Genomic DNA, 13,766 nt, shown 5'->3' on the forward strand with positions numbered 1-13,766 from the left:
CGAAACCGATCAACTCCGGCCCGCGGCCAGCAGGTGCTCGTGGCCGCCCGCTTCGCGCAGGACCGGGGCCTCCGGCGCCCCCGCGTCCGGGTCGTCCGCGCGGACCGCCGCCAGGAAGCGGACCACCGCGCGGGGTTCCGGGAAGACCTCGCCACCCAGGTAGGTCAGGACCGTCGCCCCGGTGGTGTCTTCGATCGCCGCCGCCCAGCCGTGGACTTCGTCCCAGACCAGGGCCAGGTCGTGGCCGGGGAAGCGGGACAGGCGCCAGTCGAGGGCGATGTAGGCCGCCGCGGGGGTGCCCGCGTCGAGCGTGCAGGACTCCAGGCCCACCCCCACGGCCCGGGCCACCGCCCCCACGTAGCCGCGCAACCGCCGCTCGAACGAGAACTCCGTGTCGCGCCCGAAGTCGATCAGAATGCTCAACGCCGCCTCGCTTTCCCCATTGCGCCGCGGGATCTTCCGCGGTCGCCCGATCGGGTACCCCGGGGTACCGCCGCTCAATCCGGCGAACCGGACAGCTCCCGCCAGGCGAGATGTCGTCCATCCGGCGACATCTTTCTTGTCATCGAAATGACGACATGTTAGAACGGAACCACCCGAGAGAAAGGCACCATGACCCCGTGACCGCATCGATCGAACTCCCGACCGGTTACCAGCACCCCGCCGTCCCCGCGCTGCTCGGCTACCTCCGCGACGTCACCGCCGAGCTCGGGATCGGCCTCGAGTCCTGCACCCTCGACCACGACCGCCCGGTCTCGGCCTACGTCGCCCTCGACACCCGGCTGCCGCACTACCCCGACCGCGACGTGGCCCTGCTGTGGGACGAGGAACGCGGCTGGGCGGCCGCGATCGAGACGCACTCCGGCGAGGACCTGATCGTCCTGCGCCACCTGGGCGGCCCCACCGTCGTCCCGTCGCCGCGCCGGGTCGCGCAGTTCGTCACCGCTCTGCACGAAGACGACCACACCGTGGGACGTCCCGACCCCGTCGAGCTCCGGACCGCGGGCGACGCCGCCGAACTCGCCGCCCTGCTGCGCCGGCCGGCCGCGGCCCGATGACGGCGCCGCTGCCGCTGCCCGAGAGCTTCGCGCTCACCTTCCGCGGCTACGACCGCGCGCAGGTCGACGAGCGGATCGACGAACTCCTCGCCGAAATCCGCCTGCTCACCACCGACCGGGACGCGGCCGTCGCCGAGGCCGAACACCTCGCGCGGCAGCTCGAGCGGGCCCGCACCGACCACGCCGAGCTGAGCGCCCGCGCCGACCGGCTGTGCCGCGAACCCGCCGACCCGGCCGCCGTCGGCGACCGCGTCCGGCACCTGCTGGAACTGGCGCACGCGGAAGCCGGCGAGATCGTGGTCACGGCTCGGGAGCGGGCCGCCGCAATCGTCGCCGAAGCGGATGAGGCCGCCGAGCGGCGCACCGCCGACGCCCGCGCGCGGGCCTACCGGATCGTCGACGACGCCCGCCGCCGGGCCGACCGGCTGGCCGCCGTCGAACGGCGCACCGCCGACCGGCTGCGGCGGATCGACGCCTTCCTCGCCGAGGCCGAATCGGTCCTCGGGGAGCAAACGCCGCTCCGCGCCGTCGCCTGATGCGCGTCCGGCGTCGTGAACCGCTTACGGGAATGAGTCTTTTCACGACGTCCGGCGCGCCACCACGGCCCCCGGTGAGGCAGGATCAGGGGGTGACCATCGATCAGGCCGGGGCGCCGGAAGCCCCGGCTTTCCCCGCGCACGAAGCCCGCGTCGACGCACTGAGACGGCAGCTCACCGCGATCGACGGCGAAGCGACCGTCCGGCTCGCGAAGCGGACCTCCAACCTGTTCCGCTCCCGGGCCGCCGCGAAGCACCCCGGGCTGGACGTCTCCGGGTTCGCCCACGTGCTGCACGTCGACCCCGGGGCCCGCACCGCCGACGTCGAAGGGATGGTCACCTACGAGCAGCTCGTCGACGCCACCCTGCCGCACGGGCTGATGCCGCTGGTCGTGCCGCAGCTGAAGACCATCACGCTCGGCGGCGCGGTGACCGGGCTCGGCATCGAGTCCTCGTCCTTCCGCAACGGCATGCCGCACGAGTCGGTGCTGGAGCTCGAGGTGCTCACCGGGGACGGCCGGATCGTCGTCGCCACGCCGGACAACGAGCACCGCGACCTGTTCCACGGCTTCCCGAACTCCTACGGCACCCTCGGCTACGCGCTCCGGCTGAAGATCCTGCTCGAACCGGTCAAACCGTTCGTTGCGCTGCGCCACGTCCGCTTCCACGACCGGGCCACCTACTTCACCGCCCTGCGCGAAGCCTGCGACAGCGGTGAGAACGACTTCGTCGACGGCACCGTCTTCGGGCCGGACGAGCTGTACCTGACGCTCGGGACGTTCACCGACACCGCGTCCGCCACCAGCGACTACACCTGGCTGGACATCTACTACCGGTCCATCCAGCGCCGCGGGACCGACCACCTCACGGTCCGGGACTACCTCTGGCGCTGGGACACCGACTGGTTCTGGTGCTCGCGCGCGTTCGGCGTCCAGCACCGGCTGCCGCGGCTGCTGCTCGGCCGCCGGTTCCTGCGGTCCTCGGTGTACTGGAAGGCCGTCGCGCTCGATCGCCGGTTCCGGATCGCCGAGCGGCTGCTGAAGCTCCGGCGGCTGCCGCCGGAGGAGACGATCGTGCAGGACATCGAGGTCCCGCTCGACCGGGCCGCGGAGTTCCTCGAGTTCTTCGAACGCGAAATCCCGATCAGCCCGGTCTGGATCTGTCCGCTGCGCCAGCGGCCCGGTGGCGTCCGCTGGCCGCTGTACGAACTGGACCCCGAAGAGCTGTACGTCAACTTCGGGTTCTGGTCGGCCGTGCCCCTCGACCCCGGCGAGCGCGACGGCGTGCACAACCGGATGATCGAAGCCGAGGTCACCCGCCTCGGCGGGCACAAGTCGCTCTACTCGGACAGCTTCTACACCGAGGACGAGTTCTGGCGGCTCTACAACGGCGACGCCTACCGCGAGCTGAAGCGCGCCTACGACCCGCGCGAGCGGCTGCTCGGCCTCTACGAAAAATGCGTCCGCCGCCGGTGAAAGGAACGAACGTGACCCAGGAGAACATCACCGTCGGCGCCGTCTTCGAGCGGCTGCTCGGACCCCGCGCCGAGGTGTCGATCACCGCCTACGACGGCAGCCGCAGCGGCCCGGCCGACGCGCCGGTGGCCATCGAGGTGCGCTCGCCGCTGGCCCTGGACTACCTCATGTCCTCCCCCGGCGACCTCGGCCTCGCCCGCGCGTACGTCGCCGGCGCGCTCGACGTCACCGGCGACCTCTACACGGCGCTGCACGCGCTGGCCGCGCAGGTCGACCAGCTCACCCCGGCCGACCGGCTGTGGCTGCTGCGCAAGCTCGGCCCGCGCCACCTGCGGCTGGTCAAGCCACCGGCCGAGGAGCACCCGAGCCGGTTCCGGCGCGGGCTGACCGCGCTGCGGCACTCGAAGGAGCGCGACAGCGAGGCCATCGCCAGCCACTACGACGTGTCCAACCGGTTCTACGAGCTGGTCCTCGGCCCGTCGATGGCCTACACGTGCGCGGTGTTCCCGCACGAGGACGCCACCCTGGAGGAGGCGCAGGCGCACAAGTTCGACCTCGTCTGCAAGAAGCTCGGCCTCAAGCCCGGGATGAAGCTGCTCGACGTCGGCTGCGGCTGGGGCGGGATGGTGGCGCACGCCGTCCGCCACTACGGCGTCGAAGCCATCGGTGTCACCCTTTCGCGTGAACAAGCCCAGTGGGCGCAGAAGAACATCGTCGCGCTGGGTATCGCCGACCGCGCCGAGATCCGCCACCAGGACTACCGGGACGTCACCGAGACCGGGTTCGACGCGATCTCCTCGATCGGCCTGACCGAGCACATCGGGGCCCGCAACGTGCCCGGCTACTTCCGCTTCCTGGCCGGCAAGCTCAAGGCGCACGGACGGCTGCTAAACCACTGCATCACCAACCCGGACACCAGCGTCGCGCACCGCTCGCGCGGGTTCATCGACCGCTACGTCTTCCCCGACGGCGAGCTCGAGGCCCCCGGCGAGCTGATGACGGCCATGCACGACGCCGGCCTGGAGGTGCGGCACGCGGAGAACTTCCGCGAGCACTACGCGAAGACCCTCGCCGGGTGGTGCGCCAACCTCGACGCGAACTGGGACGAGGCCGTCGCCGAGGCGGGCGCCGGGCGCAGCCGGGTGTGGGCGCTCTACCTCGCGGCCTGCCGGCTGGCCTTCGAACGCCGCGAGATCGAACTGCACCACATCCTGGGCGTGCGGACCGATAGCGACGGCGGAATGGGCATGCCGCTGCGACCCGATTGGGGAGTTTGACCACCGGGGGTGGCCACTCCGGACGCGCAATGGAAGGATGGGGGTGAGACCGGGTGTCCGAACGGGACGCCCAGGCTCACTACAAAGAGTAGGTATTGGTATGGCTCAGGGCAGTGTCAAGTGGTTCAACGGCGAAAAGGGCTTCGGCTTCATCGCGCAGGACGGCGGGGGTCCGGACGTGTTCGTCCACTACTCCGAGATCCAGGGCAGCGGCTTCAAGTCGCTCGACGAGGGTCAGCGCGTGGAGTTCGAAATCGGCCAGGGCCAGAAGGGCCCGCAGGCCCAGCGCGTCAGCGTCATCTGAGCCACGAGGCAGCCTGAGGCCCTCGCCCCGACCAGGGGCGGGGGCCTTACTCGTTCCCGGGCTCCGACCACACTGCGGATTCACAACGATCAGGTAACGTGGACCGGGTACGAGAGCACCCCCCGTGTGCCGGCGTCCGGTCGGCCTCACTCTCGCACCGTGGCCATCCGAGGCAGATCACCGGCAGGAGCGGTGACGCGCCCGGCCACCCGCAGACCGTTGACCGCCGGGTGTTCCGCTCCCCGGCCTCCCGCGCCCCCGCGCGGCGTAGACCTCGAATCGAGTAGTGCATGACCGCCTCCGTGAAGGCAGCCCGGCCGGCCCCGAAGCCCGTCCTCTCCGGCAAGCAGACGATCCCCGAGCTCATCACCATCCGCACGTTCCTGCTGGTCCCGTTCCTCGCGCTGGCCGTCGCCGTCCCGGTGTTCTGGGGCTGGGGCGTCAGCTGGCTCGACCTCACCATCGCCGGCGCGTTCTTCGTGGTCTCGACGCTCGGGATCACCGTCGGTTACCACCGCTACTTCACCCACGGCTCCTTCCGCGCGAAGCGGGCGCTGCGGATCGCGCTGGCCGTCGCCGGCGGGCTCGCGGCGCAGGGTCCGGTGCTCGTCTGGGTCGCCGACCACCGGCGCCACCACGCCTTCTCCGACCGCGAAGGCGACCCGCACTCGCCGTGGCTGTTCGGGACCTCGCCGCTGGCGCTGGCCCGCGGGTTCTGGCACGCGCACATGGGCTGGCTCTTCGGCCGCGACAAGACCAACGTCGACCGGTTCGCCCCGGACCTGGCCGCCGACCGCGACCTGCGCGTCGTCGACCGGCTCTTCCCGCTGTGGGTGGTGCTGAGCCTGCTGCTCCCGCCGCTGCTCGGCGGCCTGATCACGCTGTCGTGGTGGGGTGCGCTGACCGCGTTCCTGTGGGCGGGCCTGGCACGGATCTCGTTCCAGCACCACGTGACGTGGTCGGTGAACTCGATCTGCCACATGATCGGTGAGCGCCCGTTCGCCAGCCGCGACCGCTCGGCGAACTTCTGGCCGCTGGCCATCCTGTCGATGGGCGAGTCCTGGCACAACACCCACCACGCCGACCCGACGTCGGCCCGGCACGGCGTGCTGCGCGGCCAGCTCGACGTCTCCGCGCGGGTGATCTGGGTGTTCGAGAAGCTGGGCTGGGCGTGGAACGTGCGCTGGCCGACGGCGAAGCGGCTGGCCGCGCTGGCCCGCTGATGGACACCGTCGCGCTGACCTTCGACGACGGCCCGTACCCGGAGACGACCCCCGCGCTGCTGGCCGCCCTCGACGGGACACCGGCGACGTTCTTCCTGTGGGGCGAGCACGCCGAGGCGCACCCCGGCCTGGTCCGGGCGATCGCCGCGGCCGGGCACGTGATCGGCAACCACACCTGGACCCACCCGCGGCTGACCACCCTTGGCCCGGAGGCCCGCGCCGAGGAGGTCCGGCGCACGCAGGACCTCCTCGCCGAGCTCACCGGCACCCGCCCGGTCCTGTTCCGGCCGCCCTACGGCGACACCGGCCCGGAGGTCGCGGAAACCGTTGCGGCGCAAGGGCTCACCGAGGTGCTGTGGACGGTCGACACCCGCGACTGGGCCGGCTGCCCCGCGGACGAGATCGTCGCCGCGGCCGGGGAAGCGCAGCCGGGCGGCGTCGTGCTGATGCACGAAGGCCGCCCGGCCACCCTCGATGCGGTCCCTCGCATCCTCGCCGCGCTCACCGAGCGCGGGCTGCGGCCCGGCCCGGTCCCCCTGCGGTGACCGCCGCCCGGAGGTCGCGACTGACTCATTCGCGGCCTCGGAGGTCCCGAATGAGTCATTCGCGGCACCGGCGACCGGAGGTGGGTCAGGGGTTGAGGGCGAAGTACGCGGGCTTCGGGCGCAGGTTCTCGTCGAAGAGGCAGGCCGCCCCTTCGCCCGGGAAGACGTCCGGGACCCACGAGTGCCGGTCGGTGAAGCCCCACGTCGTGAACTCGACGCACTTGCGGACGGCGTGGCAGCCGTCCCACAGCTGCCCGAAGTAGCTCGCCTGGGTGGCGAGCTTGGCCGGGTCGGCCGGGGTCGGGATCCGGACGTCCGCCTCGGTGACCGCGGTCTCCACGCCGATCTTGGCGAAGCGGGCCAGGTTTTCGCGGTACTGGCCGGGGAAGCCGTACTGGATCGACAGGTGCCCCTGGATGCCGACGCCGTCGATCGGCACGCCCTGCCGCCGCAGCGTCTTCACCAGGTCGTACACCGCGTCGCTCTTCGGGTTGATCCCTTCGATGTTGTAGTCGTTGATGTAGAGCTTCGCGTGCGGGTCGGCCGCGTGCGCCCAGCGGAAGACGTCGGCGACGAAGCCGTCGCCGAGCTTCTGCCGGAAGACCGTGTCACGCCGGGTGCCGTCCTCGTTAAAGATCTCGTTGACGACGTCCCAGGCGCGGATCTTTCCCTTGTACCGCTTGACTTCCGTGGTGATGTGGTCGCGCAGCACCCGCCGCAGCTCGTCGGCGGGCAGCGCGCCGACCCAGTCCGGGAGCTGGGAGTGCCAGACCAGCGTGTGCCCGCGGACGGTCTTGTGGTGCGCTTGCGCGTACTTGACGATCGCGTCCGCGCCGGACCAGTCGTACTGGCCCCGCACGGCTTCGATCGTGCCCCACTTCATCTCGTTTTCCGGCGTCACGTTGTCGAATTCGCGGGTGAGCACCGCCCGGTAATCGGTTTCCGAAGCGAGGTACGCGGCGGCCACCGCGCTGCCGACGTAACGGTTCGTGGTGTATTGCAGCGGCACTGACGCAGATGCCGCAGGCGCCTGCCACACCGCAATACCCAGAGTGGCCGCCACCGCCAGCATGAGCCGTTTCTTAGGAATTCTTCCCAGCATCTTCATCCTCCGCGAGACAATGGTGCTCCGAAACTTTCCAACCGTTTCAAATCAGGTTTCGATGACCTAGAATCTCCTCCATGACAACGAAGTCTGACGAGCTCGAGCCGACCGAGACCCGGGTGACCATCGCCCGGATCGCCGCCGAGACCGGTGTCTCCGTCCCGACAGTTTCGAAAGTGTTGAACGGGCGCCCCGACGTCGCCGAAAGCACGCGCGCCCGCGTCGAAGCCGTCATCGGGAAATACGGGTACCGGCGCCGCGCCGACGAACGTTCCCGCCGTTCCCGGCTCCTGGAACTGATGTTCCACGAACTCGAAAGCACCTGGGCTCTTGAAATCATCCGCGGCGTCGAGTGCGTCGCCCGCGAAAACGGAATGGCGGTCGTGCTGGCGGAATCGTCGGGCCGGCACACGCCCGGGCAGAGCTGGCTGGAGAGCGTCCTCGCCCGGCGGCCGGTCGGCATCGTTTCGGTGTGCTCGGACTTCACCGGCGGGCAGCTGGCGAAGCTCCGGGCCCGGGACATCCCGCTGGTCGTGGTCGACCCGGCCGGTGCGCCGGGACCGGAGACGCCCTCGATCGGGGCGACGAACTGGCAGGGCGGGCTGACGGCCACCCGGCACCTCGTGGACCTGGGCCACCGCCGGATCGCGATGATCGGCGGCCCGGAGGGGGTGCTGTGCAGCCGGGCCCGGATCGACGGGTACCGCACGGCGCTGGAGACGGCCGGCCTGGCCTTCGACCCGGCGCTGGTGCGCCGCGGCGACTTCCACGTCCGGGCCGGCTACCGGGAACTGGCATCACTGCTCACCCTCCCGGACCGGCCGACGGCGGTGTTCGCCGGCAGCGACCTGCAGGCCCTCGGCGTGTACGAGGCGGCGCGCGACGCGGGGCTGCGCATCCCGGACGACCTTTCCGTGGTGGGCTTCGACGACCTGCCGATCGCCCGCTGGCTGACCCCGGAGCTGACGACGGTCCGCCAGCCCCTGCAGGAGATGGCGGCGGCCGGCGCCCGGCTGGCGATTTCGCTGGCCCGCGGGGTCGATCCGGAGAGCCACCGCCTGGAGCTGGCGACCAGCCTGGTCGTCCGGCACAGCACGGCGGCGCCGGCCCACCGGGGTTACCGGGTGCTGACCGGCGGCGCGAGCTGACGATCGCGGCTGATCCACGGCCGGCGGGCGCGGCGCCGGTCGATCAGCGGCTTCCGGGCCCCGGAACTGTCGGTGCCCACCGGTAGAGTGGAATTCGGGGGGCGCCCCCGGCGGGCGGGCGTTCGAGCGGGCGTCCGGCAGCGTTGCCCGACGGCGCGGACCCGGGCCACTCCCGCTCACCACGGCCACCGTGTGCTCTCCGGTGGCCCCAGGTAACTCGGCCTCAGCCCGCCGGTGTCGATCACCAGCTTCTGCAGGACCACCGCCGGGTCGACCATCCAGAACTTCAGCACGTGCGGCCCCGCGGCCTCGATCGTGTGGCGCGTCGAGGTCAGGTTCACGTTGTCCGAAGTGGTCCGTTCCCACTGCCGGTTCATGGCCGTGTCGTCCGCGCCCGTGGCCGTCGTGATGTTGACGACCTGCGGTTCCGCGTCGTCGAACGAGACCGCGTACCTCAGCCCGTCGCCCGGGAGCACGTTGCTGCGCGGGGACAGGTACGCCCACACCGTCACCGGCCCGGTCGTGAACAGCGTCGCCCGGTACTCCAGGCGCGGCCCCGTCCCCGGTGCGCGGCTCCCCGCCGTCACCGGGAACGGGGTCATCCCCGCGCCGGTCCGTCCGATGTCCGGGATGCGCCGCCAGCCGGCGTCCGCCGTCCCGATGGTGGCGCTGCAGTGCTCGGCCTCCATCGACACGTACCCGCCGGCCTCGACGAACCCGCGCCGCCACGACGGCGGCAGCGCCGGGTTGCGCACCACCGCGTCCACCACCACCGAGCCGCCCGCGCCCGACACCGTGATCGGGACCGTCGTCGCGCTCTTCGGAGCCCGGGCCCAGTCGATCCGGACGGTCATCCGCAGCTCCTCGGTCACCCGGCCGCCGCGCGGCTCGATCAGCACCCACGGCGCTCCGGCGGAAACCTTGCAGCGGAACGGTTCCCGGCCGCGGTTGAAGACGTCGACGTACTGCGGCGGCGCACTCTGGTACGGGCTGAACTCCGGCAGCACCGGACGCCCGGGCGCACCCGGCCACGCCTGCTCGGAGCCGTCGACGGCGACCCCCAGCGACGCCGCCGCCGGCAGGTTGAGGCGTTTCACCGCCGGGAAGATCACGTCCGGCAGGGCCACGTTGTCCTTCTCCGGCTGTTGCCACGGCGCGTTCGGCCCGTAGCGCTCGACGTCGCCGTAGTCGATGTGCGGCTGGGTCTGGAAGCCCTTCCACTTTCCGCCTGCGATCCCGGTGTTGTACTTCTCCGCCAGCGCGAGATCGTCGGCGAAGCGGGCCTCCGTGACGGCGGCGAGGCCGTTCGCCGAAGCCCGCCCCTGAGCGGCGTAGAGCAGGTTGGTGAATTCGGCGCGCCGCAGCGCGTACAGGTTCGCCGTCGCCTTCGTCGCGTAGAGCACCAGCTCGTAGAAGGCATCCCGGTAGGCCGCGGGCAGCCGCGCGGAGATCTTCTCCGCCCGCGCCGAGAGGTCCTGCCACTCCTGCGTGACCCGGTCCAGCTCGCGGTAGTTGACCCGGCTGAACGGCGTCATCTGGTCGTCGTAGGTGATCGTGCCGGCCGGGTCCACCGTGATCCGCCGGTTCAGCAGCTCCGGCTTGCGGCGGGACTGCAGGCGCCCGTAGTCGTGCAACACCGCGGCGACGTCGCCGGCCAGCCCCGCACCGAAGTTCTCCGACGCGAACGAACGCTCCCAAGTGGACAGTCGCTCGACCGGCAGCGAAGCGGGGTCCCAGGCGTAGTCGAGGAAGAACTGCAGCGGCAGCTCGTTGCCCTTCATGTCCCCGACGTTGGCCACCCACAGCCGGTCGTTGCCGTAGGCGAACGCCTGGTGCAGCTGCTCCCAGGTGTTCGCCAGCAGCGCGGTGTCGACCCACTTGTAGTTGCGGCCGCCGCCGACGTAGTCGAAGTGGTAGTACAGCCCGTACCCGCCGGGGTGCGGCGGCAGCGACCGGTCGGGCATCTTGCGGATGTTGCCCCAGTTGTCGTCGGTGAACACGACGATGACGTCGTCCGGCGGGCGCAGGCCCTTCGCCCAGTACCGCTGGACTTCCTTGTACAGCGTCCAGACCTGCGGGACGTCCGTCGAGAGCTCGCGCGCCAGGATCTCCCGCTCGGTGGCGATGATCTCGCGCATCAGCTCGATGCCGTCGCCGTCGGGCAGGCCGACGTCGCCGTTGCCGCGCATGCCGAGCGTGACGACGCCTTCGAAGTCCTCGCGGGCCATCCGGCGGATGCCGTCGGTCCAGTAGGCCTTGATCGCCTCGCCGTTGCGGCGGAAGCTCCACTCCCCCGTGCCGCCGTACGGGTCGTGGCCCGGCGTGGTGATGTTCCCGGCCGCGTCGCGGACCGCCGGCACCGCGTGCCGGTTCCACTCCTCGATCCCGCGCATCATCGGCGCCTCGTGCGAGGTGCCCATCACGATGCCGTACTCCTTGGCCGTCGCGTGGTTGAGCGGGTCGTCCTCGGCGAACGCCCGCCCCCACACCGCCGGCCACAGGTAGTTGGCCCGCAGCCGGAGCATGGTCTCGAAGACCTTGGCGAAGAACAGGTGGTTGAAGCCGTTCGGGAACCCGGGCGCCTGGCCCGGGCCGAAGTACGCCGGGGCCCAGGTGCCCAGCGCCGGGTTCTCGTCGTTGATGAAGAACCCGCGGTACTTCACGTTCGGGGTGCCGAGGCTGAACCGCTCGCCCGGCAGGTGCAGCTCCGCCTGCTTGCGCGGCGGCACGTCCGCCCACCAGTACCAGGGCGAAACGCCGATGCGCCGGGAAACCTCGTAGACGCCGTAGATCACGCCACGCTGGTCGCTGCCGGTGAGCACGAGCCGGCCGTCGACGACCTGGCTCAGCGACGTCTCCCACTTCCCGGCGATCCCGGTGACGTCGAGCTTGCCCGCCGCGACCAGGTCGTCGACCAGCGGGCTGTGGCCCAGCGTGCCGACCACGACGACCGGGCCGTGCGCGGGGACGACGTCGGCCGACACCGCGGGCCGCACGCCGGTCACTCGCTCGATGTCGGCGGCCAGGTCGCCCACGACCCGCCGTACGCCGGGGAGGTCGCCCGAGCCGACCACGATCGTCGCGGCCTTTCCCCGTGCCACCAGCGGGAAGCCGGTCCCGGCCTCAGCAAGGCCCGGCACGGTGACGGACCCCGCCGCCCCGGCCACGGCGAGTAGTTGCAGGAAGGCACGGCGGTGTACCTCGGACGGCACGGGAGACCTCCTGAGTCAGCCCTTCACGGATCCGGTCAGCCCGCCGACGATGCGCCGTTCGGCGAGCACGAAGAACGCGAGCGCCGGGATCGCCGACAGGGCGGTGAACGCGAGCACCCTGGCGGTGTCCTGGGAGAACTGGGACTGGAACATCGCGACGCCGAGCGGGAGCGTGAAGTGCCCGGAGTCGTTGAACACCAGCAGCGGCAGCAGGTAGGCGTTCCAGCTGGTGACGAAGGCGAGCACGGCGACCGTGGTGAGCGCGGGCGTCGACAGCGGCAGCAGGATCCGCCAGAAGAACCCGAGCCGGGTGGCGCCGTCGAGCACGGCCGCGTCCTCGATCTCGCCCGGGATCGCGTGCATGAACGGCCGCAGGATCACGATCGTCACCGGCAGCGAGAACGCCGCCTCGGGGATCGCCACCCCCCAGAAGCTCTCGAGCATGCCCAGCTGGCGCAGCCACAGGTACAGCGGCAGCGTCGCCACCGTCAGCGGGAACAGCAAGCCGATGGTGAACAGCGTGTACAACGCCTCGCGGCCCTTGAACTGGTACCGCGACAGGGCGTACCCGGCCATCGACCCGAGGGCGACCGCGACCGCGGTCGCGATCACGGCGATCAGTGCGCTGTTGCCCAGGAACGTCCAGAACGCGCTCGAGCCCAGGACCGAGGCGTAGTTGTCGGTCACCCACGGGCCGGGCAGCCCGGCCGGGTCGGAGTTGATCTGGGCGTTGGTGCGGAACCCGCCGAGCACGACGAACAGCAGCGGCACGACCGTCACGCCGATGACGACGATCGCCGCGAGGTAGCCCATCGACAGGCCGAACTTGCCGGACCGCATCAGCCCACCATCCTGGTCAGGGCGCCCTCGGTGTCGCGGCGGAGCGCGAACCGCTGGTAGAGCAGGGCGAACAGGAAGCAGATGACGAAGAGGATCACCGCCACCGCCGAACCGAACCCGAACTCGTAGCGCTTGAAGCCGTGGTCGATCAGGTAGGTCGCCATCGTCGTCGACGCGTTGGCCGGGCCGCCCTGGGTCATGATCCAGACCAGGTCGAACAGCTGGAGCGAGCCGATCACCGACAGGAAGATCCAGATCCGGATCGTCGGGCCGAGCAGCGGCAGCACGACGTGCCGGGTGGTCTGCCACGCCGACGCGCCGTCGAGCGCCGCGGCTTCGCGCAGTTCGGCCGGCACGCCCTGCAGGCCGGCGAGCAGCAGGATGATGCCGAAGCCGATGTACTTCCAGGTGATCACCGCGAACATCGTGTAGAGCACGATGCCCGGGTCCGCCAGCCAGTTGTGCACCAGCCCACCGAGCCCGGCACCCTTCAGCACCTGGTCGGCGAACGCGCCCGGCTGCAACATCAGCGACCAGATGACCGCGGTGATCGCTTCGGACAGCACGTAGGGAGCGAACACCAGGGCGCGCAGCACGGTGCGGCCCCGCAGCTTCCGGTTGAGCAACATCGCCAGCCCGATCGACAGCGGCAGCTGCACCACGATCGACAACCCGGCGATGATCAGGTTGTGCACGATCGCGCTCTGGAACACCGAGCCGTTGAACGCGTCGGCGTAGTTGTCGAAGCCCACGAAGTCGTCGAGCGCGCCGAAGCCGTTCCACTTGAACAGGCTGTAGAAGGCGGCGATCCCGATCGGCACCAGGACGAACCCGATGAACACCAGCAGGGCCGGCCCGAGCAGCACCACCAGTTCCAGGCGTTTGCCGAGACCGGAGCGTTTCACCCGGGCGTGGACCGTCGGCGCGGGCGGCCGCGCCCCCCCCCCCCCCGGGGGCGTGGCCGGGGGAACTAGTTTCACGCCGCCGCCTTGTTTTCGGCGGTAACGAAGGAGATATGTAGATCACAAGTGTTAACTCCAGTC

Annotated in this window: 13 protein-coding genes; 8 read left to right on the plus strand and 5 right to left on the minus strand. The window is 70.9% G+C overall.

Features of this window, described 5'->3' with window-relative positions; genetic code table 11:
• Positions 1-9: 9 nt before the first annotated feature.
• A complete protein-coding gene (locus ACWEF6_RS10000) occupies positions 10-423 on the minus strand; it encodes a DUF6292 family protein (RefSeq protein WP_449682567.1) in 414 nt (137 codons plus the stop codon).
• 197 nt (positions 424-620) lie between these two features.
• Between ACWEF6_RS10000 and ACWEF6_RS10005 the strand changes: the two genes are divergently transcribed.
• The 7 genes from ACWEF6_RS10005 (at position 621) to ACWEF6_RS10035 (ending at position 6,418) form a co-directional block, all read left to right on the plus strand.
• Positions 621-1,058 carry a DUF6292 family protein gene (locus ACWEF6_RS10005; protein ID WP_449682568.1) on the plus strand — a complete coding sequence of 146 codons (438 nt, stop codon included), beginning with the start codon at positions 621-623 and terminating at the stop codon, positions 1,056-1,058.
• Positions 1,055-1,594 carry a hypothetical protein gene (locus ACWEF6_RS10010; protein WP_449682569.1) on the plus strand — a complete coding sequence of 180 codons (540 nt, stop codon included), beginning with the start codon at positions 1,055-1,057 and terminating at the stop codon, positions 1,592-1,594. The genes ACWEF6_RS10005 and ACWEF6_RS10010 overlap by 4 nt, the downstream gene beginning before the upstream one ends.
• 92 nt (positions 1,595-1,686) lie before the next feature.
• Positions 1,687-3,069, plus strand: a complete 1,383-nt coding sequence (locus ACWEF6_RS10015) for an FAD-binding oxidoreductase (RefSeq protein ID WP_449682570.1) — start codon at positions 1,687-1,689, stop codon at positions 3,067-3,069.
• A complete protein-coding gene (locus ACWEF6_RS10020) occupies positions 3,051-4,346 on the plus strand; it encodes a class I SAM-dependent methyltransferase (RefSeq protein WP_449682571.1) in 1,296 nt (431 codons plus the stop codon). Before ACWEF6_RS10015 ends, ACWEF6_RS10020 begins: the two co-directional genes overlap by 19 nt.
• A 100-nt stretch (positions 4,347-4,446) precedes the next feature.
• Positions 4,447-4,650 carry a cold-shock protein gene (locus ACWEF6_RS10025; RefSeq protein WP_004558414.1) on the plus strand — a complete coding sequence of 68 codons (204 nt, stop codon included), beginning with the start codon at positions 4,447-4,449 and terminating at the stop codon, positions 4,648-4,650.
• Between the two features lie 290 nt (positions 4,651-4,940).
• Entirely contained in the window at positions 4,941-5,873 is a 933-nt protein-coding gene (locus ACWEF6_RS10030; protein WP_310972845.1) for an acyl-CoA desaturase, read from the plus strand.
• Positions 5,822-6,418 (plus strand): polysaccharide deacetylase family protein, encoded by a 597-nt coding sequence (locus ACWEF6_RS10035; RefSeq protein WP_449682572.1) that lies wholly within the window; start codon positions 5,822-5,824, stop codon positions 6,416-6,418. Before ACWEF6_RS10030 ends, ACWEF6_RS10035 begins: the two co-directional genes overlap by 52 nt.
• Positions 6,419-6,503: 85 nt before the next feature.
• Here ACWEF6_RS10035 and ACWEF6_RS10040 read toward each other — a convergent pair whose 3' ends face one another.
• Positions 6,504-7,427: an endo-1,4-beta-xylanase gene (locus ACWEF6_RS10040; protein WP_449682573.1), complete on the minus strand. Its 924-nt coding sequence runs from the start codon at positions 7,425-7,427 to the stop codon at positions 6,504-6,506.
• A 173-nt stretch (positions 7,428-7,600) separates the two neighbouring features.
• Between ACWEF6_RS10040 and ACWEF6_RS10045 the strand changes: the two genes are divergently transcribed.
• Positions 7,601-8,671: a LacI family DNA-binding transcriptional regulator gene (locus tag ACWEF6_RS10045; protein ID WP_449682574.1), complete on the plus strand. Its 1,071-nt coding sequence runs from the start codon at positions 7,601-7,603 to the stop codon at positions 8,669-8,671.
• Positions 8,672-8,847: 176 nt separating this feature from the next.
• Here the strand turns inward: ACWEF6_RS10045 and ACWEF6_RS10050 are convergent, their stop codons facing one another.
• Genes ACWEF6_RS10050 through ACWEF6_RS10060 form a run of 3 tightly spaced genes read right to left on the minus strand, consistent with a single transcriptional unit; the run spans position 8,848 to position 13,628 of the window.
• Positions 8,848-11,883 carry a glycosyl hydrolase 115 family protein gene (locus ACWEF6_RS10050; protein WP_449682575.1) on the minus strand — a complete coding sequence of 1,012 codons (3,036 nt, stop codon included), beginning with the start codon at positions 11,881-11,883 and terminating at the stop codon, positions 8,848-8,850.
• A 15-nt stretch (positions 11,884-11,898) separates the two neighbouring features.
• On the minus strand, positions 11,899-12,723 hold the full coding sequence (locus ACWEF6_RS10055) for a carbohydrate ABC transporter permease (protein ID WP_449682576.1): 825 nt from the start codon (positions 12,721-12,723) through the stop codon (positions 11,899-11,901).
• Positions 12,723-13,628, minus strand: coding sequence for a carbohydrate ABC transporter permease (locus tag ACWEF6_RS10060; RefSeq protein ID WP_449682577.1), 906 nt, complete (start codon positions 13,626-13,628; stop codon positions 12,723-12,725). The genes ACWEF6_RS10055 and ACWEF6_RS10060 overlap by 1 nt, the downstream gene beginning before the upstream one ends.
• Positions 13,629-13,766 lie beyond the last annotated feature (138 nt).

This window comes from Amycolatopsis sp. NPDC004772 (genome assembly GCF_053601215.1).

Bases quoted from the DNA above. Each gene is read 5' to 3' on its own strand.
- ACWEF6_RS10010 (WP_449682569.1), top strand. From the start codon at position 1,055: ATGACGGCGCCGCTGCCGCTGCCCGAGAGCTTCGCGCTCACCTTCCGC.
- ACWEF6_RS10020 (WP_449682571.1), top strand. From the start codon at position 3,051: ATGCGTCCGCCGCCGGTGAAAGGAACGAACGTGACCCAGGAGAACATC.
- ACWEF6_RS10025 (WP_004558414.1), top strand. From the start codon at position 4,447: ATGGCTCAGGGCAGTGTCAAGTGGTTCAACGGCGAAAAGGGCTTCGGC.
- ACWEF6_RS10030 (WP_310972845.1), top strand. From the start codon at position 4,941: ATGACCGCCTCCGTGAAGGCAGCCCGGCCGGCCCCGAAGCCCGTCCTC.
- ACWEF6_RS10045 (WP_449682574.1), top strand. From the start codon at position 7,601: ATGACAACGAAGTCTGACGAGCTCGAGCCGACCGAGACCCGGGTGACC.
- ACWEF6_RS10055 (WP_449682576.1), bottom strand. From the start codon at position 12,723: ATGCGGTCCGGCAAGTTCGGCCTGTCGATGGGCTACCTCGCGGCGATC.